General features: G+C 43.8%; 13 protein-coding genes. 7 read left to right on the top strand and 6 right to left on the bottom strand.

Features of this window, described 5'->3' with window-relative positions:
• Window position 1: 1 nt before the first annotated feature.
• From sov to lipA, 3 genes are all read left to right on the top strand, one after another.
• The gene (gene sov / locus ACFQ21_RS14825; RefSeq protein ID WP_377580044.1) at window positions 2-7,261 is read left to right on the top strand and encodes a T9SS outer membrane translocon Sov/SprA; all 7,260 of its coding nucleotides are present in this window, start codon (window positions 2-4) and stop codon (window positions 7,259-7,261) included.
• A 127-nt stretch (window positions 7,262-7,388) separates the two neighbouring features.
• Window positions 7,389-7,763, top strand: a complete 375-nt coding sequence (gene gcvH / locus ACFQ21_RS14830; protein WP_377580045.1) for a glycine cleavage system protein GcvH — start codon at window positions 7,389-7,391, stop codon at window positions 7,761-7,763.
• A 72-nt stretch (window positions 7,764-7,835) separates the two neighbouring features.
• On the top strand, window positions 7,836-8,723 hold the full coding sequence (lipA, locus tag ACFQ21_RS14835) for a lipoyl synthase (protein WP_377580046.1): 888 nt from the start codon (window positions 7,836-7,838) through the stop codon (window positions 8,721-8,723).
• A gap of 85 nt (window positions 8,724-8,808) precedes the next feature.
• On the opposite strand, the gene ACFQ21_RS14840 is transcribed toward lipA, so the two are convergent.
• On the bottom strand, window positions 8,809-10,296 hold the full coding sequence (locus ACFQ21_RS14840; protein ID WP_377580047.1) for a M28 family peptidase: 1,488 nt from the start codon (window positions 10,294-10,296) through the stop codon (window positions 8,809-8,811).
• A gap of 312 nt (window positions 10,297-10,608) precedes the next feature.
• Between ACFQ21_RS14840 and gcvP the strand changes: the two genes are divergently transcribed.
• From gcvP to ACFQ21_RS14855, 3 genes are all read left to right on the top strand, one after another.
• Window positions 10,609-13,500, top strand: a complete 2,892-nt coding sequence (gene gcvP, locus ACFQ21_RS14845) for an aminomethyl-transferring glycine dehydrogenase (protein ID WP_377580048.1) — start codon at window positions 10,609-10,611, stop codon at window positions 13,498-13,500.
• Between the two features lie 168 nt (window positions 13,501-13,668).
• Window positions 13,669-14,154: a DUF3299 domain-containing protein gene (locus tag ACFQ21_RS14850; RefSeq protein WP_377580049.1), complete on the top strand. Its 486-nt coding sequence runs from the start codon at window positions 13,669-13,671 to the stop codon at window positions 14,152-14,154.
• Between the two features lie 23 nt (window positions 14,155-14,177).
• The gene (locus tag ACFQ21_RS14855; protein ID WP_377580051.1) at window positions 14,178-15,023 is read left to right on the top strand and encodes a DUF4440 domain-containing protein; all 846 of its coding nucleotides are present in this window, start codon (window positions 14,178-14,180) and stop codon (window positions 15,021-15,023) included.
• A gap of 128 nt (window positions 15,024-15,151) precedes the next feature.
• Here ACFQ21_RS14855 and ACFQ21_RS14860 read toward each other — a convergent pair whose 3' ends face one another.
• Both ACFQ21_RS14860 and ACFQ21_RS14865 read right to left on the bottom strand, forming a co-directional pair.
• Complete coding sequence (locus ACFQ21_RS14860) at window positions 15,152-16,522, bottom strand: M28 family peptidase (RefSeq protein WP_377580052.1); 1,371 nt, start codon at window positions 16,520-16,522, stop codon at window positions 15,152-15,154.
• Window positions 16,523-16,529: 7 nt separating this feature from the next.
• The gene (locus ACFQ21_RS14865; protein ID WP_377580053.1) at window positions 16,530-16,955 is read right to left on the bottom strand and encodes a hypothetical protein; all 426 of its coding nucleotides are present in this window, start codon (window positions 16,953-16,955) and stop codon (window positions 16,530-16,532) included.
• 148 nt (window positions 16,956-17,103) lie between these two features.
• Between ACFQ21_RS14865 and sdaAA the strand changes: the two genes are divergently transcribed.
• Window positions 17,104-18,009, top strand: coding sequence for an L-serine ammonia-lyase, iron-sulfur-dependent, subunit alpha (gene sdaAA, locus ACFQ21_RS14870; protein ID WP_377580054.1), 906 nt, complete (start codon window positions 17,104-17,106; stop codon window positions 18,007-18,009).
• A 20-nt stretch (window positions 18,010-18,029) separates the two neighbouring features.
• On the opposite strand, the gene ACFQ21_RS14875 is transcribed toward sdaAA, so the two are convergent.
• The 3 genes from ACFQ21_RS14875 to ACFQ21_RS14885 all read right to left on the bottom strand — a co-directional run bounded on the left by ACFQ21_RS14875 (window position 18,030) and on the right by ACFQ21_RS14885 (window position 20,379).
• Complete coding sequence (locus ACFQ21_RS14875; protein WP_377580055.1) at window positions 18,030-18,995, bottom strand: phosphatase domain-containing protein; 966 nt, start codon at window positions 18,993-18,995, stop codon at window positions 18,030-18,032.
• 3 nt (window positions 18,996-18,998) lie between these two features.
• On the bottom strand, window positions 18,999-19,871 hold the full coding sequence (locus ACFQ21_RS14880; protein ID WP_377580056.1) for a diacylglycerol/lipid kinase family protein: 873 nt from the start codon (window positions 19,869-19,871) through the stop codon (window positions 18,999-19,001).
• An 82-nt stretch (window positions 19,872-19,953) separates the two neighbouring features.
• Entirely contained in the window at window positions 19,954-20,379 is a 426-nt protein-coding gene (locus ACFQ21_RS14885; protein ID WP_377580057.1) for a hypothetical protein, read from the bottom strand.
• Between the last annotated feature and the right edge of the window lie 21 nt (window positions 20,380-20,400).

Raw genomic sequence — 20,400 nt, forward strand, 5'->3', positions numbered from 1 at the left:
TTTGAGAGTCTTTACTCTACGACCCCACGTTACCCTCAAGCTTGGCCGCCTCATCATTGCATGGCTTAGCTTTACTGCGTTGACCGATGAAGCATTTGCTCAACGGCAGGACACCACGCGCGTAAACTCTGACACCACCAGTGTTCCGTATCGTTCTAACAAACACCCCACTTATCAACCTTCGGATCGCTATGGAGATCCATTCTCCAATCGACAGACCGAATCTCCACTATATCTCAAGGATCCCAACCAGATGAAGCTGGACGTTGAGATTGATACCGCACTCAATTATACTATATATGAGAAGATCGGTGATCTGAACTATCGCCCGACATCCAGCATGTCGTTTGAAGAGTTCAAGCAATACCAGGATCGACAGATATTAAAGAGTTACTGGAAAGGACGTGCCAAAGCACAGGATGGAGAGAGCCCAGTAAGTGGCCGCGGCTTTGTACCCAAGATATTTTTGAGTCCGGTGTTAGACCGCATCTTTGGAGGAAGCTATATAGAACTTGTTCCACGCGGTTTTGTTACGCTCGACTTCGGTGCTTCGTTCCAGCGAATGTTTAACCCGACATTGCCGATACGCCAGCAACGCAACGGTGGCTTTGAATTCGACCAGCAGATAAACATGAGCGTTGTCGGTAAGATTGGTGAGAAGCTTGCCGTTACCGCCAACTTCGATAACAACAACTCGTTCGACTTTCAGAATAATATGAAAGTAGAATATACCGGTTTCAAGGAAGATATTCTGCAGAAGCTGGAGATTGGTAACGTAAGTCTTCCGCTTAACAACACGTTGATACAGGGTGCGCAAAACCTGTTCGGTATAAAAGCACAGATGCAATTCGGTAAATTAAATGTTACTACCATTGCAACAACTCAACGCGGTAAAGCTTCCTCTATAGATATAGGGGGTGGCGCGGGTTCCAGCGGACAAGGCAGACCTTTCGAAATCATAGCATCGAACTACGATGATAACCGTCACTTTTTTCTCGGGCATTTCTTCCGCGAAAATTATGAACGATCCATCGCCAACCTTCCGCAGATCATCTCGAACGTAAATATCACTCGTGTTGAAGTATATGTGCTGAACCGAAACAACGATACGCAGACACTTCGCAACGCAGTAGGTTTGATGGACCTTGGGGAGGCACGGAGAATATACAATACAGCGGCTAACGGAAATCCTACATCCAGCACCAATACACCCAATGTAAACACAGCGAACAGACTTCGTGAACTACTTGCTTTTGATGCGGCTGCCCGTAACCCGGACGGAATAAATACAACGTTGGAAGGACGTGGTCTTGTTAATGGAACAGACTTTGAAAAAATTACCGGTGCGCGAAAATTAGCGCAAACTGAATTCACGTTCCATCCACAGTTAGGCTATGTAACACTTACGCGCAAGCTTCAGAATGACGAAGTATTGGCGGTAGCTTATGAATATACCTACAACGGCAGAGCCTATAAAGTTGGTGAAATGACCGAAGACTATGGAAGTCTTCGCGATGAAGATGTGATCTTCCTGAAACTTCTGCGCCCACGCAAGGTTGCTATACGCGATCAGTTCAAGAAGATCATTCCTACGTGGGATCTGATGATGAAGAACATTTATAACCTGAATGTAAGTCAGCTCACGCGCGAAGGATTTCAACTTCGTATCGTTTATCGCGATGCACGCAGTGGTGTAAACAATCCGCAGTTGCAGGATGGATCGTCTACGCTGCGCGAGAAACAATTGATTGAAATTTTCGGACTCGACCGACTCAACCCCGTGAACGACCCCGGGCGCGATGGAAACTTCGACTTCGTTGATAACATTACGGTCAATACACAAACCGGTGCCATCATCTTTCCATTTCTCGAGCCATTCGGTGAAGGGCTTCGCCGATCGTTCCGGAATGAACCCAACGAACAATTCCTGATTCAGAAATACTCGTACGATACACTATATCACACTACCAAAGCCGATGCGGAGCTATTCGCTACCAAGAATAAATTCTACCTGATGGGAACGTATAGTGCAGGCTCATCCAAAGAAATTCTTATTCCGGGTTTTGGTGTATCACAAGGTTCTGTAAAACTTTTTGCGGGCGGTATACCACTGAATGAAGGCACAGACTATGTAGTAGACTATACATTTGGTAAAGTAACAATCCTGAATGATGCTATACTCAGCTCCGGTAAAAATATAGAAGTACAATACGAGCAGTCAGACCCCTTTGCTTTCCAGACGCGGAGTTTATTGGGTACACGTTTAGATTACAAGCTCAATGAAGATGTAAACCTCGGCTCAACATTCCTATACTATAACGAGCGCCCCATCATCAGTCGTAACCAGATTGGTACCGAGCCCGCGCGTAACATGCAGTATGGTTTTGATTTCAATGTAAATAAGAAGAGCCGCATGCTTACGAAGATTGTAGATGCAATTCCGTTTCTGCAAACCAAAGAGCAATCTACGGTAAATATCACGGGTGAATTTGCGCAGCTACTACCGGGAACATCCAACGTTATTGACGGAGAAGGCACAGCCTATATTGACGATTTCGAAAATTCAGCAACACCCTATACGTTGATGAATCCACAAAGCTGGAAGCTGGCCACAACACCTGAAACTCCTAACAATATATACGGTGTGGGTATACGCGACAAGACAAGTGTTGAGTCTGGGTATAAACGCGCCAAGCTTGCGTGGTATTCAGTCGACAACCAGTTCTATCGCTCGGGCGGACGCTTCAAACCTGACAACATCACAGATGATGATTTGAAGAATCACTATGTGCGACCTGTAGGTCCGCAGGAAATTTTTCCGAACAGACAGCTGAATCAAGGTATATTTTATGAACAGATTTTTGATCTGGCGTACTATCCGAAAGAACGCGGCCCGTATAACTATAATCCTGATCTCACCAACTTCACTAATAATCCTACCAACAACTGGGCAGGTATAACATCGGCTATTCGTACAGAAGTTGACTTTGATAAAGCAAACATTGAATATATAGAGTTCTGGATGCTCGATCCGTTTATTCAAACGAACAACGGTGCTATTGACGATGGTACAGGCATTCCGAAACGTGCCTCCGGTGGTAAGCTTGTATTCCAATTGGGAAGTGTATCTGAAGATATCATGCTGGATGGAAGACATGCATTTGAAAACGGACTTCCTCCCAATGGAGATAAAGTAACGGGTGCAGTATCTGAGAATCAATGGGGATACGTTACAACACAACAATATCTTACCAGTTCATTTGATAATGATCCGAACTCACGTATCAACCAGGATGTAGGGTTGGATGGTTTGTCTACCACCGAGGAAGCTGCTAAATTCCAAAGCTTCGTTAACAGTCCGGGTATACCTGCTGCAGAGCGCGAACGTGTTTCAAGCGATCCATCTGCCGATAACTTCCGCTATTATTTCGATACGGAGTATGATGGATTGAACGCAAAAATACTTCAGCGCTATAAAGATTTTAACGGACTTGATGGTAACTCTCCTATCATTTCCGGAAGTGATCTGATTGCACAGGCCGCTACAACTATTCCTGACAATGAAGATTTGAATGCTGATAATACTCTGAGCGAACTGGAAGAATATTATGAGTATGATATGAATCTGTTGCCGGGACAATTGCGCATCGGCAGAGAGTATATTGTTGATGAGATCACAACAACGAATAACAACTCCAAAGAAAGTGTTACATGGTATTTATTCCGTATACCGGTAAGAGTTCCGGAACGTCAATATGGAAATATAGAAGGTTTCAAATCGATCAAGTATGTACGTATGTTAATGACAGGATTTAAAGATCCTATCGTATTACGTATGGCAAACTTCCGCATGGTAGGTAGCCGCTGGAGAAGATATACCAGCAACCTGCAGGAAGGTGGTTTAGTACCTGACTATGAAGAAACGCAAGACGACTTTATGGTGTCTGTAGTAAACCTGGAAGAGAACGGCTACGGGAATGAAAACAAGCCTCCGTATGTTATACCTCCGGGCGTTGTGCGCGATCGTGATGTTACATCTTCTGTATCACGTCAGTTGAACGAACAATCTGCGCAGCTTTGTGCTGATGATGTAAAAGATGGCGATGCCCGCGCGATGTATAAAAACATGTCGGTTGACCTCTTCAACTACGGCCGTATCAAAATGTATTTCCACGGACACAGTGATATAGCTATTGATGATGAGCTTCGCGTGTTCCTGCGCCTTGGTAAAGACCTTGACTCTAACTTCTATGAGATCGAAATTCCGTTGAAGATAACGTCAACACCTATATCCGGTGATCGTGAGCGCGCGGTGTGGCCGGAAGAAAATGAAATAGATCTTGCCCTGGATGAACTCTATAGATTGAAAGCCGATCGTGATCGCGAGAATATTTCAATGAACCAATTCTACCCGATTGCAGGAAGAGAAGTTGGAAGACATAAAATCCGAATCTTCGGCAGACCGGATCTTACCAGCGTACAATCCATTATGATTGGTGTACGAAACCCTCGCTCGGACGATAAACGATCTTTCCCGGTATGTATATGGGCCAACGAAATGCGTGTTACGGATTTCAACCGAACTCCGGGGTGGGCGGCCAATGCAACACTCAGTGCCAAGCTTGCAGACTTCGCGACTATTACAGGAGCTGTACGACACACCAGTTTTGGTTTTGGAGGAGTAAGCTCAAAAATATTTGAACGCACGCGCGAAGAGACAACCGGATATGATGTATCTGCCAATGTAAATGTGGATAAACTTCTACCCGGCAATACGGGTATAAAAATTCCGATGTTCGTGAGTTATGAGAAGACAACCATTACTCCGCTATACGATCCTGCCAACCCCGACTTAAAACTGGATGCCGCGCTGCAATCCTTTAATGAGGAACAGCGCGCCAACTATCTCAACATTGTACGAGACCAAACGGTTGGGCGAAGTCTCAACTTTGTAAACGTACGCAAAACGAAAGTTAAACCGGATGCTCCTACGCATATATGGGACATCGAGAATTTCTCTTTCAGTTATTCGTATGCCGATCGCATACGCAAAAACTTCAACACACAGGAAGCATTCCAAAAACAACAAAAAGGATCGATAGCCTATACCTATAATCCGAAAGCAACCGGTATTGAGCCTTTCAAGAATTCTAAAGGATTATCATCACCGTGGTTAAAGCCTATAAAAGATTTCAATTTTAGCCTGATGCCAAGTAGTATTGGTGTACGACTGGATCTTAACCGCTCATTCTCAAAAAATGTATACCGGAACCCGGATGGTGTAGGAGGCTTCATTTCGTCACCGGCAAACTATATGAAGTACTTTACTTTCGACAGACAGTATAACGTTCGCTGGAACTTGTCGAAGAATTTATCGGTAGAGTATAACTCTCGTGCCAACGCCATTATCGATGAGCCAGAAGGAGATCTTGATACAGAACAAAAGAAAGACAGTGTATGGCATAACCTGAAGCGCTTTGGCCGGATGAAAAACTTCGATCAGAGCATCACGGTAAACTATACTTTGCCGCTTGACAAGATACCTGCAACGGATTGGCTGGGCGCAGACTACCGCTACCAGGTTAACTACAACTGGAAGGCGGGGCCTATAAACCATCCGGATTCATTAAATATATCAGGCGATATTGATGATGCTTATGATTTCAAAAATACAATACAGAACAGCCGTGATCAGAACTTCTCTGGTAAGATTGATCTTGTAAGACTCTATAACAAGATCAAGTTCTTAAAGGAACTCAACACACCGAAGAAGCCTTTAACAGCATCACAACGTGCGCAGCAGGCACGACCACAACAACAGCAGAAAGCGGATACAACAAAGACTAAAACTCCAGCTGAAATACCAGGCGTTGTAAAAGGATTGTTACGTATGCTGATGTCTGTTCGATCAATCAATGGAACATACTCGATAACAGAAGGAACTATACTTCCGGGCTTCAATAAAACTCCGAAGTTCTTCGGAATGGATAGTGATTGGGAAGCTCCAGGATGGGGCTTTGTACTGGGAAGTCAGAATCCTGACATCCGGAAGAAGGCCGCAGAGAACGGATGGCTGACAGCAAACTCAGAACTATCGGTACCATTCGCCCAGATCAGAAACGAAACAATAAACATTCGCGCCAATGTTGAGCCTTCTACAGATTTCAAAATTCAATTAGACATCAAGAAGGAGATCACCAATTCGTTCCAGTCCATCTATCGGGATACACTGCCAGGTGATGATGTATTCTATTATGACTTGAGTCCAAGCAGAAGCGGCAGTTATCGTATATCAACGATTAGTATAAAGACAGCTTTTGATGGCAGTAACAACGATGTAGAGTCTGCTGTGTTTAAACAGTTCGAGCAAAACCTCGATCAGATGAAAGCAAAGTTCGATGCTGCTAACCCTGGAAATGAATATGCGCGCACATCACAGGATGTAATTATACCGGCATTTATAGCAGCCTATACCGGTGCTGACGTAAGTAAAACAAGTTTATCTCCTTTCCCGAAAACACCGCTTCCAAACTGGCGTGTTGATTATACCGGGTTGAATAAATTGAATGCTCTGAAAGAAGTTTTCCAATCTGTAACACTTTCGCATGCATATCAATCTTCTTATTCCGTATTGAATTTTTCAAACTCACTGGATTACAGCAATCCGGATGATATAAACAGGCTTGCTATTGATCGTCCGTTTACAGACTATAACATCAATTACTACGGAAGAAAATCTTCTGTTGACAATGAATTTGTACCGGTATTTGTCATCAGCCAGGTGATGATCTCCGAGCAGTTCTCTCCGCTTATCGGAGTAAATATGCGCACGAAGGGAAGATTGTCTGCCAACATTCAGTATAAAACAAAACGGGATCTAGCACTGAACATTTCAAATGCACAGATCACCGAATTGAACAGTAAAGATTTTTCCTTTGAATTGGGCTATACGAAGAACAACATGAAGCTTCCGTTCAAATCACAAGGCCGCACGGTTGTATTGAAGAACGATGTTACATTCCGCATGAACGTTACGGTGGCCAACACTAAAACTATTCAACGGAAGATTGAAGAGCTGAACATTGTTACGAACGGTAACATCAACTTCCAGCTTCGCCCCAACATCAGCTATGTCGTAAACCAGAAGCTGAACATACAGTTATACTTTGAGCGCACCATCAACGAACCGATGGTATCCAACTCATTCCGCCGAGCAACCACACGCTTTGGTGCCCAGGTGCGATTCAGCTTGGCACAATAAAAAACTATTCAGGATGCAGGAAATATTCAAGTCAGCCAATAGGCTGGCTTAATCTTGCATCCTGAATCCGTTTTGGAACCTATAAACTTTGCTTATTTTTGCCCGCACCTAAAAACTTTAACGCATCATGAACATCCCGGAAGGACTGAAGTACACGAAAGATCACGAATGGATTAAAATTGACGGCAATACAGCCATCGTGGGCATTACCGATTTTGCTCAAAGCGAACTGGGCGATATCGTTTATGTTGATATTACTACGGTAGGTCAGGATGTTGCCGCGCATGATATTTTCGGAACAGTAGAAGCTGTAAAAACGGTATCAGACCTATATATGCCGATTGCAGGTAAAGTATTGGAAGTTAACTCTATACTGGATGGCAGCCCTGAAAAAGTAAACGAAGATCCGTACGGTGATGGCTGGATGATCAAATTACAGATCACCGGCTCAACTGACGAACTTCTCTCAGCAGCACAATACAAGGAACTTATTGGAAAGTAATATCCGTTAAATGTTATCGGTTACCTGGAGATACAACTTGCGGATAACCGATAACGCTTAACTATTCATCTCATGATCGAATTACCCGTCATATCGCAGGAAGAGACCCGCAAACGTAAACCAGACTGGTTGCGTGTAAAATTACCGGTGGGGCCAGAATATGCTAAAGTGCGGAAGCTGGTTGACAATTATAAACTTCATACGATTTGTGAAAGCGGTAATTGCCCGAACATGGGAGAATGCTGGGGAGCAGGTACAGCTACGTTTATGATTCTCGGAAATGTATGTACGCGCAGTTGTACATTTTGTGCCGTAGCAACCGGAAGACCTACTGAATATGACGTGGAAGAGCCCAAGCGAGTAGCGGAAGCAATCAAACTGATGGGCGTTAAACACGCTGTTATTACTTCTGTAAACCGTGATGAATTGAAAGACCGTGGTGCCGAGATCTGGTACCAAACCGTTGTAGAAACTAAAAAGGTAAGTCCTGAAACAACCATCGAAACGCTTATACCCGACACAAAAGGAAACTGGGATGCACTCTATCGGATGATCGAAGGCAAGCAGGAAGTTGTTTCGCACAATATGGAAACCGTTGGCAGACTTTATCGCATGGTTCGCCCGCAGGCTAAATATGAACGAAGCCTCGAACAAATAAAAAGAATTCGCGAAGCAGGTATGCGCACCAAGACTGGTATCATGCTGGGCTTAGGTGAAACCAAGGAAGAAGTATTCAAAGCGATGGATGACCTTGCTGCAAACGGGTTAATGATCCTTACGCTTGGTCAATATTTACAGCCTACCAAAATGCATTTGGAAGTTGCCGAGTTTATACACCCCGATACGTTCGAAATGTATAAGGAAGAAGGATTGAAGCGCGGATTGAAATATGTAGAGTCTGGTCCGTTGGTTCGTTCAAGCTATCATGCTGAACGCCACGTAAACGTTCCACTGGATTAGATATACTTTATCATTTCATTTTAATAATAATAAGAAAAGCGGGTTCATAACCCGCTTTTCTATTACATACAAAGTATATATTTCATTACTTCTTATCCGCCTGAATGCGTGTTTCGCGATTGGCAATTTCCCACGCAGTATAAAATACACATTGTGCACGTCTTGCGAGCAGATCAAATTCAATCTTGCTTACTTCATCGCTCGGCTTGTGATAATCTTCATGTATACCATCGAAGTAGAATACGATAGGAATATTATTCTTCGCGAAGTTCCAGTGGTCAGAGCGGTAATATAGTCTGTCAGGATGGTTCTGATCATTGTACGTGTAATCAAATATGAGGTTCGTATACGTCTTGTTTGTGTTCTCATTCAGGTTATGCAACTCGGTTGATAACTTATCAGAGCCGATAACATATACATATGGAGCACTGTCTTTATGCTGAGGATCTCTGCGACCAACCATATCAATATTCAGATCGACTACAGTTTTTTCCAATGGAAACACAGGGTGTTGCGTATAATAGTCTGAGCCGAGCAAACCTTTTTCTTCACCCGTCACCAACAGGAAGAGTATACTTCTTCTTGGTCCTTTACCTTCTTTCTTTGCCTGAGCAAAAACTTTTGCGAGTTGCAATACTGATACAGTCCCTGAACCGTCATCGTCAGCACCATTGTTTATCAGATCTCCTTCTGTTCCGCTAAGTTTACCGATGTGATCGTAGTGTGCTGAAATCACCAGCAGTTCATCTTTCTTATCAGTTCCTTCCAGATAACCCATCACGTTGTCGCTCTTTAAAACTCTAACATCCATAGCAGTTTTATAGGCGATAGTACCAGCCTTGACTTTCTTGAGACTGTTACCAGTAATAGCTTTGGCAAGTTTATCACTGGTTGTATTCAACACTTTGGTTGCTACATCAGGCGATACAAAGAACACACCTGCATTCTGCGCAACAGGCTCAGGCTTCTTCAACGACATAATGCCGTTGCCCATATAGTCTTTAAGCTGTCCCACTAATTCTTTGAATGCATTCGCATCATCATGATATACCAATATCAATTTTGCTTTGCGTTCACGCGCGATCGAGATAGGCCCGCGGAAATTCTCTTCAGCTCCCAACTGTAATATCACCGCTTTGCCTTCAACATTTACCTGGTCGAAATCTTCTTTACGACCTTTACCGGCAAATACAACCGGCAATGAAATTTCTCCACCGGAATCAGACGAGCCGTAGAAAGCTACATCCTGGAAGTTTAAAAATTTATTTTGTCCGGCTTTGATATAGATGTCGCCTGGTACACTGGTATAAAGTTCTACCGGCTGATAGTATCCTCCGTTTACAGGAGCTGTCAGGCCGAAGTCTTCGAGATTTGCCTTAACAAAAGCAGCAGCCATTTTTTGTCCACGCTTTCCGGTCTCGCGACCTTCCATAGCATCGGAAGCAAGAATGGATAAGTTTTCTTTGAGATCAGCAGGAGTAATCTGATCACCATATTTTTTGGCGACCTGATCCTGAGCAAGCAGACGACTGGCAGTAAAGAGCACCAGCGCCATGCAAATAAGTTTCTTCATGGTCTAATGAGTTTGAATTATCCCGGCAATATGAAGAGGATTTTGTTAAGACGAAATACCGAACATTGAAAGACCGGGTGTTGAAAAGTAAAAAGTTGGAAAGATCAAAAGACCGGAAATCGGAAGACCGAGAGTCAAAGCGTTAACGAAAAGTTCCGGAAATAAAATACTGCCGCTTAAAATATTTATGGATTTACTTCCTGACTTCCGGACTTCCCTGCTTCCGGACTACATAACGAAATATTACCTTTGTGCGCCAATAACTCAGGCTCATAGCTCATTAACCTAGTAAACTGAAAATCAACACGTAAAATGAATATTGACTCCCAGTACACCGAAAAATTTGAAGGCAGACACATTGGCCCGGATGCGCACCAGACTGAAGAAATGTTGAAAGTCATCAAGGCGAAATCGATCGATGAACTGATCGGACAAACCATACCTTCGGCTATCCGGCTAAAAAAACCTTTGAATCTTCCTGCGGCTCAGTCAGAATATCAGTTCCTCCAGGAGTTCAAAAAACTTGCTTCCAAAAACAAAGTTTATAAATCATTTATTGGTACAGGATATTATAACACGATAACACCGGGCGTAATCTTGCGTAACATTCTTGAAAACCCGGGATGGTATACAGCCTATACTCCGTACCAGGCAGAAATAGCACAAGGACGTTTGGAAGCGCTGATCAATTATCAAACCATGATCATTGATCTTACCGGCATGCAGATCGCGAATGCATCGTTGCTTGACGAAGGCACCGCTGCAGCTGAAGCCATGCACCTGCTCTATGCTTCACGCAAGGCTTCGAAAAAGAATGCACATAAATTCTTTGTTGATCAGAACGCGTTTCCTCAAACTATAGATTTACTAACAACACGTGCTACACCGATTGGCGTAGAACTCGTAGTAGGTGATATTAATACTCTTGATCTTTCTGATGCCAATCTCTTTGCTGTATTTGTTCAGAACCCGAACGGTAATGGTGAAGTAAAAGACTATACATCATTCAATGCTTCTGCACACGAGAAAGATGTATATACGGTGATGGCCGCAGACCTGATGAGCCTGGTACTCATGAAATCGCCTGGAGAAATGGGAGCTGATGTTGTTGTAGGATCATCACAACGCTTTGGTGTACCGATGGGTTTTGGCGGACCTCACGCTGCATTCTTCGCTACGAAGGATGACTTTAAACGCCAGATGCCGGGAAGAATTATAGGTGCATCCATCGATGCTTCCGGAAATCCGGGATATCGCATGGCCTTGCAGACACGCGAGCAACACATCCGCAGAGAGAAAGCAACTTCAAACATCTGTACCGCACAGGTTCTTCTTTCAGTAATGGCCGGTATGTACGCTGTATATCATGGTGCAGAAGGTTTGAAAAAAATAGCAGGTCGTATCCACGCGCTTGCCAAATCACTCGACTCTGGATTGAAGACACTTGGCTTTAAACAAGTAAATGAAAATTACTTTGATACTTTAAAGATTGCTGTAGGCGACAAGAAGGCTATTGAACGGGAAGCTGTAAAACGCGAAATCAACTTCCGTTACTATGCCGATAACCACGTTGGTATATCGCTGGATGAGACAACATCAACCGAAGATGTAAAGAACATTCTCGAAATATTTGCAGCAGCGGAAAATAAAAAAGCAGCCAGCATTACTTTCAACGGACAAGCTATTGGCTGGCCGGCTGCACTCATCCGTAAGTCAACGTTCCTCACGCATCCTGTTTTCAATACGCACCACTCTGAGCACGAGATGCTGCGCTATATCAAGCGCCTCGAGAATAAAGATCTCTCCATGGTACACTCGATGATCTCCCTGGGATCATGTACTATGAAACTGAATGCTACCGCTGAGATGATTCCGGTAACATGGCCTGAGTTTGGAAATATACATCCATTCGCTCCGGCTGATCAGGCACAGGGTTATGCAGAACTTACTACCAACCTCGAAAACTGGTTAAAAGAAATTACAGGCTTCACGGGTGTATCACTTCAACCAAACAGTGGTGCTCAAGGTGAGTATGCAGGCTTGATGGTGATTCGTGCATACCACGAAGATCGTAACGAAGGACACAGAACTATATCATTGATCCCGGCTTCTGCACACGGAACAAACCCTGCGAGTGCTGTAATGGCAGGAATGGATGTAGTTGTAGTGAAATCTGACGAAGAAGGTAAAATTGATGTTGCTGATCTGAAAGCAAAAGCAGAACAGTATAAAGATAAACTTTCATGTCTCATGGTAACATATCCTTCTACACACGGTGTGTTTGAGGAGTCGATCATGGAGATCTGCGAAACCATTCACAAGAATGGCGGTCTGGTATATATGGATGGTGCCAACATGAACGCACAGGTTGGACTTACTTCACCAGCAACGATCGGTGCCGATGTTTGTCACCTGAACCTGCACAAAACATTCTGTATACCACACGGTGGTGGTGGCCCTGGCATGGGTCCTATCTGCTGCAACGATAAGTTGAAACCATATTTGCCTGGCCATGCCGTTGTAAAGACTGGTGGCGATAAAGCAATCCACGCGGTATCAGCAGCACCTTGGGGCAGTGCCAGTATATTAACGATATCATACGCCTATATCGCAATGATGGGTGGCGATGGTCTGACCAACGCTACGAAGTATGCTATACTCAATGCTAACTATATAAAGAATCGCCTGGAAGGTCACTTCAAGATTCTATATACCGGCACCAACGGACGTTGTGCACACGAGATGATCGTAGACTGCCGCGATTTCAAGAAAGCAGGTATAGAAGTAGAAGATATAGCGAAGCGTTTGATGGACTATGGTTTCCACGCTCCTACGGTTTCATTCCCGGTAGCCGGTACATTAATGATCGAGCCAACGGAAAGCGAGCCGAAGGAAGAACTCGATCGCTTTGTGGATGCGCTCATCGAGATACGCAACGAGATTCGCGAAGTAGAAGAAGGTAAAGCTGACAAAGAGCAGAACGTACTGAAACTTGCTCCTCACACAGCCGCTGTAATTACTGCCGATGAGTGGACAAGACCGTACAGCAGAAGTAAAGCTGCTTATCCACTTCCATTTGTGCGCGAAGCTAAATTCTGGCCAAGCGTAAGTCGTGTAGACAATGCGTATGGTGACCGCAACCTGGTTTGCAGTTGCTTACCGATAGAAGAATATACGTCAAAAGAAGAGTCAGTTACAGCGTAATTGAATCCCAATAAAAAGTCCCTTTTGTAAATCTGCAAAAGGGACTTTTTCGTTTTAAATCAACGCACTGTGTAACGATAAACATGGCACAGTTTTCTCGTTGTATATTTATTGAGTATTGATCGCAGTTGGACTTAGAAGACATTCGTGCGATGTAATTGCAGACCTATGAAATTATCAGGAACATTATACAAGACTTTCTTCGTAATACTTGTCTTCAGCGGAATCGCGTTATCCGCCTTCAGCCAAAAGACAAGCACCTATAAAGGTTTCCCTTCACTGGTGTGGCCCAAGCTATACAACATCAAGTTCGAAAAAACACAAGACAGACTGGGCGATGTGGATAAACCTATATTTACAGATGCTGTAAAAGCGCTGAATGGAAAAAAGGTTACACTGCCAGGCTATATGGTTCCGTTTGAGAACGGTATTAAAGGCAACCACTTCATGTTATCATCGCTCCCATTGAATGCATGTTTCTTCTGCGGTGTTGGCGGTCCGGAGACTGTTGTGGAAGTATTCACAACAAAAGCTGTAACCTATACCGAGAAGCCTATTGAGATACAAGGCACACTGATGCTGAACGATCGCAATCCTGACCAGATGATCTATATTCTCGAGAATGCCGTGATACTCGGAGAAGTAGGATTATAAAAATCAACTTAAGACAAAGCGTTATGAAAAAACTCCTCTCACTTTCAGTAACGATCTTTACCTTCTTTCTGGCACAAGCACAAGAATTTTCGAACAAGGATTTACAATCGCTGGTAGATGCCGAGCGTGCATTCGCCCGGATGGCCAAAGAGAAAAATACCCGCGATGCTTTTCTCGCCAACCTCATTGACGAGTCTATATCTTTCTCGCCTGGTATAACCAAAGCGAAACCCTTCTGGGAAAAATTACAGCCGGGCACTGATTGGCTATACTGGCAACCGGTATATGCCGACATTTCAACATCGGGAGACTTCGGGTATACCACAGGACCGTGGAGCTATAGCAAGAATAAAAAAGAGACTCCAACGGCCTTTGGTGAGTATATAACCGTTTGGAGAAAACAAGCTGACGGCAAATGGAAAATTTTAATCGATGCAGGGATCAGTCATGAAACGTATGCTGTCGATGGACACACGGTAACAACTTCAAATATACCCTCGCAGCCATCAAAGCCTGCTGCCAAAAGTTTTAAAGATGAATTGACAGCCATTGAGGATAGCTTTATAAAAGAATCTCCAACGGATATATTGAAAGCATATACACATCACGCTTCTGCTGAAATAAGATTCTTCAGACAGAATAAATTTCCATCAACATCTGTGGAAGAAGTATGCAAGACTTCAGATGTTTTCAGCTTTACGCCTGCAGAAACAATTGTATCTCCGGCCGGAGACATGGGATTTACCTATGGCACGGTAAATATAGTGAAGCAGGATGCGGGGCGACAGAAGACCGGCAATGCGAACTACCTTCGCATCTGGAAAAAGGAAAATGGTGTATGGAAGATTGTAGCAGATATGATTACGTAGTCACTCTACTCAACCAACATATATTTCAGTAAACGACATCAAATAAAAAATCCTCACGAACCTATAAGATTAGCGTGAGGATTTTTACTTTCTATTAAATCGGCACTGCGTATATACCTGCGCAGCAACTACAAACCATATTTATCAATCAGGTATATCAGCGAAGCCATGGAAGCGGCACCCAGTTCAAGTTCGCGTTTGCTTACTTTGTCGATGGTATCTTCCTGCGTGTGGTGATAATCAAAATAACGTTGTGAGTCAGGTAAAAATCCGATGATCGGTACACCTTGCGCTTGCAGCGGACCTATATCTGCACCTCCACCTTCATGCGAAAAATCATATAAGCCATAAGGCTCCAGCAACGGTTTCCAGCCTTTAATTTTACTACGCACTGCTTCTGACGCAGTCATGGTAAAACCGCGCGGTGTAAAGCCACCGTCATCCGACTCAAGTGCAGCTATATGTTTTTCTTTTTTGAGCTCTGCCTGGCGTGCGTACTCAAGTCCGCCACGTAAACCATTTTCTTCATTCATAAACAACACCACGCGTATGGTGCGTTTCGGTTTATAGCCGATCATTTTAAAAAGTCGTAGTACTTCCATCGACTGTACACAGCCCGCTCCATCATCGTGAGCACCTTGTGCAAGATCCCACGAATCGAGATGACCGCCTACTACTATAATCTCATTGGGAAATTCAGAGCCTACAAGTTCCGCCACCACATTGAATGACGGTGCATCCGGCAAAGTTTCGCAATGTGTCTCAAAGTAGAACTGTATATCTTTTTCATCCTTCAATATTTTGCTCAGGAGGTCGGCATGTTTTGTGCTGATCGCTATCGCGGGAAGCTTTGCTATATTTGGTGTATAGCGCAATCCACCGGTATGCGGATAATCTTCCTGGTTCAATCCCATCGAACGAACAATTACACCTACCGCACCATACTTGGCTGCTTCAGACGGACCGAGTGCGCGCTGCTCAACGGCACCACCATACGCTTCGAACGTATTGAACTTCGTTGGATCCATCGGGCGGTTGAAGAATACTATTTTACCCTTCACATTTTTTTCGCCGAGTTGTTTCAGTTCATCAAACGACTTTACTTCAACAATACTTCCTGTTACACCGGCAGGTCCTGTACCAACCGACATACCTAAAGCACATACATTCATTTCAACAACGCCACGCTTTTTAGAATTGATTACGCGCCCAACTTCTTTTTGTCCGCGAACCCAGTGTGGTACCATAACCGGCTGAAGAAAAACAGAGTCAGCAAAATTATCCAACTCATGTCGTCCCCACTCTACGGCAGCGGCAGCTCCGGGTGAACCGCTGAGGCGCGCACCAATGTGCGTGGTGAGATACTCGAGCATCTGGTAACTTTTGCCGCGCGCAAGTTCTTCATTATATATCTGTCTGATAGAAGACTCGTCTGACGACTGCGAAAACACATGACCGGAAGTTCCGATCATTAAAAGGAAGGATAGAAATAAGCGCATATATAGTTTAGATCAAAATTGCAGACTTCAGCAAATACATGTGATGATTCGGGTCTTTATCATTAAGAATAAGTGTTCCCTCCATCACAATCTGTTTCGTGGTAAATTTTACTTTATCAACAGCATCAACCTCCACAACAGTTTCAGGCCCGGCAGCACCGCAGAAATAACAAAGATTAAACGGTAAAGATGACAGCATAAATTTACCCTGTCCTCCCATCTCCTCCAACGGAATGATATACCCTTTCAAGCGGATCTTCTTTCCATGAAAAGTTTTAAGATGTTTACTGAACACCGGCACTTCAACATCGTATCCATTCTTGTCTTTTTTATTTTCAAACCCAACCTGCGCCAACACCTGCCAGAAGTTTTGCTCCTGCGCAAAGGCTACAGGGCTTATCCATAGCAAACCAATCAGGAAATACTTTTTCATTTCACTTCAAGTATAATCATAAGTTTTGATCGCGCGTATACCGCTTACATTTTTGAACCGATTATTCCGCTAAATCGTTTTAGATACACAATACAACTTGCTAAGCCCCTTGTAAACACCGTACTTTCGAAAACAAACTACACCTGGTATGGCTTTTCTATTTGAATCTTTTGAAAGCTGGAAAAACTATAGCAACGAACATAACATGTCGCTGCATCAAATTGTGCTGGAGTATGAGCACACCCAAAAAGGAAGAAGTGAACAGGAGACACTGGATGGTTTAGCGCAGGCGTGGCAGGTAATGAAAGATGCCGTGCGCACGGGACTTGAAGAAGATATGACTTCGCGTTCGGGTATGATTAACAACGGTGCGAAGAAAGTATATAATTACCCGACACCTGTACTATCAAAAGAATTTCAACAGCTTATTTCGCGAGCGCTGGCTGCCAAAGAAGTTAACTCGTGCATGGGCCGTATTGTTGCCGCCCCTACGGCCGGGGCCAGTGGTATAATGCCCGGTGTACTCTATACATTACAAGAGATTCACCAGATCGAAGACAAGAAAATTCTGGAGGCCATGCTTATTGCAGCTGGTATAGCTTTGATTATGGAGCAGCGTGCATCCATTGCCGGAGCTGTAGGCGGATGCCAGGCCGAGACCGGAACAGCTGCAGCGATGGGTTCTGGTGCTATAGTATATTGCCTGGGAGGTGATACGAACCAGATCTTTAATGCGGTGGCTATAACAGTACAGTGTATGTTAGGACTGGTGTGCGACCCGGTTGCCGGCCTGGTCGAAGTGCCTTGTGTGGTGCGCAACGCGAGTGCTGCAGCGATAGCGAACAGTTCAGCACAAATTGCATTAGCCAATGTGAGCAGCGTTATACCGGTAGATGAAGTGATTGAAGCAATGGGTGAAATCGGATCAAGCATGGAGACTCGCTATAAAGAAACAGCACTGGGTGGATTGGCCGCTACAAAAACCGGACAAGCTATAGCAAAAAAAGTACTCATCCACACCATTGAAATGTTGCCAGACGAGGATGCTAAATAAAGTCTGCGATTGATATATCTCTATAGCTGAGACTGCACTACACTTCGCAATTCAAATCCGTGCGGGAAAGATTTGTCGTAAAAAAAGCTGATGCCTAATGTTTTGAATTTGTCAGCAGCTTCATTGAAAAGAATTTTATCCAGCGGTTGCGATATTACTTTTCGAATGATGACAGCCCGTACGCTTTCCGGAAATTTCTGTGCTGTACTCAGATATATCTTCAGATCGTTCTGTGTATTATCGCCAATGAGAATAAACTTCTTATCCGGAAAGAAGCGAAGTAATTTTTCGAGCGTTGTGAGTTTGTGAATGTCACGTTTCAATATATCCTTTCTTCGAAACACATCGCGCAGGTGCCGCATCTGCTTGAGAAAAAGCGGACCTCTTGGGAAATTATTATTCCGTAAAAAACGATAGATAAGCGGGTATAAATTCTGCTCGCTGTTGGAGAGATAAAAAGGTTCTATTCCGGTATCGGCAAAATCATGTATCACCTTCATCATCTCCTTTACAGCTTTGCGCTTCTCCACTGAAGTAAACAGCAGTGTTCTGAACTTTAAAAGCTTATTGGAGATGTGCGAATGAAGCAGTGTGTCATCAATATCCGATACAATTATTTCGGCCGACTGTACGGTGTGGACTGCAGGTGTATATAATCCTTCTACAACTTCTACAGATTGTCCGTTTATGAGCCTGATCGATTTAAGTTCGTGAATATTGGATGCATCGTTCACTTCCAGAAAGAAAGAACCTGCTTCATCCGTAATGGTTTTATAGGTGCCCTTATCAAATACCAGCTCTATTGCTTCATGGTCAAAAAAGCGTGTACGGTATAAAGCCAGTATAGAACGAAACGTTTTTCTTCGGCCGTAATTTTTAAAACTGAAATCGCGTAGCGATGAATAAGTAAGCTGCCCGATAGCCATCATCGACTTGCCATTGGACAGCGCATAAAAACTTAACAATATCGGTGCGGTTCTACTCACGCGTTACGGGGTTACTATACGCAGATACGATGACAGTATATCGATATGTAAACGATCGATCTCACCCATATACTCGCCATCAATCTGAAAATCCACATGCTTATCAATTGTAATATCTGCTTCCGTGCAACTGATCACATCCGAAAACATATCCTTGTCTATAAATACATTGAACTTGGTAAGTCCTGCCTTGATCGCGGCATCCAGTGCAACACGTTCAACATTTACAATTTCAAATTTACCATCGGATACAGAACCTTGAGATATATGTATACCCGTGCCATACATGTGAGCGTTGGCAAAGGCAACCATGTACCCTTCTTTGTGATATATACCCTCCGGAGTTTTAATGATATAGTTTAGCAACGGACTTTCTTTAATTGACTGCAGCAAAAATTTCATATAGCCGATCATACCGCTTCCTCCTTCTTCTGTGTAGCGTTTTACCATGCGCGCGTTAATACCTATATCTGCCAGGTGTGTGCAATAATGTTTTCGGTCGAACCGCAGCACATCAAGCGGCCGTATATTTTTACCGGTCATGCTTAACTCAACAGCATCTTCTATACGCGAAGGGATCTGTAAAGCCGTAGCCAGGCCGTTTGCAGAACCTAAAGGCAATATAGCCATGGGAATATTTTTCCCCATCAGAACACGCGCCACCAACTGAACTGTTCCATCGCCACCTCCGGCTACTACGCGATCGGGTTTAAAATCTTCCAGCTGTTCAAGTATATTTTCCGCATCGTTGTTGCCCGATGTATAGCAGAATTTAAAATCCGTTTCTGTAGCAACTGCTCTTTCGTGAATACACAAAATAGCTTTGTCGTTACTTGAAGCTCCTGAAACCGGATTCACTACAAATAGGGTTCTCATTCGGTTATTGTTTTTTTTCTTAACCTGCTGATCGGCTTGTAAATATTATGCCTGCTATAAAATCGAAATGCTAACGCCTTTTTTATTGAATAGGATCGGGTTTGATAACATCGGGCAAGACCTCGTTACCGAAAAAATATATAGCTCCACTAAAGATAACAGACCATATAGAAGCGCTGATGAACATATACAAAATCAATTTATTGCGAGGCGCTCCGAAGCTGATCGCCAACAGTGTTCCTCCGATTGGTGTTAACAACACCGGGGTAAGTGCGGCAACACCGGGCAGTCCGTATTTTTTCCAGATGCCAACAAACTTACGGTTACGATCTGAAAACTTTTTTCGTTTGGCGAAGAAGCGATCCACAACTTTTGTACGCAAAAAATCGCCAAAGAATGCAAAAGCAAATACAACGGTCATCATACCCGCCACCGTAATAAGGATGGTAGTCGCCAGCGTTAAGCCGGCAGCATAACCTCCCAATGGCCCCAAAATAAATTTGAGCATAGTCGAAAAATAAATGGGTAT

This window comes from Ohtaekwangia kribbensis (assembly GCF_042676245.1).
Taxonomy (GTDB): domain Bacteria; phylum Bacteroidota; class Bacteroidia; order Cytophagales; family Cyclobacteriaceae; genus Ohtaekwangia; species Ohtaekwangia kribbensis.

Coding starts and splice junctions, on each gene's coding strand:
- gcvH (WP_377580045.1), top strand. CDS start 7,389: ATGAACATCCCGGAAGGACTGAAGTACACGAAAGATCACGAATGGATT.
- lipA (WP_377580046.1), top strand. CDS start 7,836: ATGATCGAATTACCCGTCATATCGCAGGAAGAGACCCGCAAACGTAAA.
- ACFQ21_RS14840 (WP_377580047.1), bottom strand. CDS start 10,296: ATGAAGAAACTTATTTGCATGGCGCTGGTGCTCTTTACTGCCAGTCGT.
- gcvP (WP_377580048.1), top strand. CDS start 10,609: ATGAATATTGACTCCCAGTACACCGAAAAATTTGAAGGCAGACACATT.
- ACFQ21_RS14850 (WP_377580049.1), top strand. CDS start 13,669: ATGAAATTATCAGGAACATTATACAAGACTTTCTTCGTAATACTTGTC.
- ACFQ21_RS14855 (WP_377580051.1), top strand. CDS start 14,178: ATGAAAAAACTCCTCTCACTTTCAGTAACGATCTTTACCTTCTTTCTG.
- ACFQ21_RS14860 (WP_377580052.1), bottom strand. CDS start 16,522: ATGCGCTTATTTCTATCCTTCCTTTTAATGATCGGAACTTCCGGTCAT.
- ACFQ21_RS14865 (WP_377580053.1), bottom strand. CDS start 16,955: ATGAAAAAGTATTTCCTGATTGGTTTGCTATGGATAAGCCCTGTAGCC.
- sdaAA (WP_377580054.1), top strand. CDS start 17,104: ATGGCTTTTCTATTTGAATCTTTTGAAAGCTGGAAAAACTATAGCAAC.
- ACFQ21_RS14880 (WP_377580056.1), bottom strand. CDS start 19,871: ATGAGAACCCTATTTGTAGTGAATCCGGTTTCAGGAGCTTCAAGTAAC.
- ACFQ21_RS14885 (WP_377580057.1), bottom strand. CDS start 20,379: ATGCTCAAATTTATTTTGGGGCCATTGGGAGGTTATGCTGCCGGCTTA.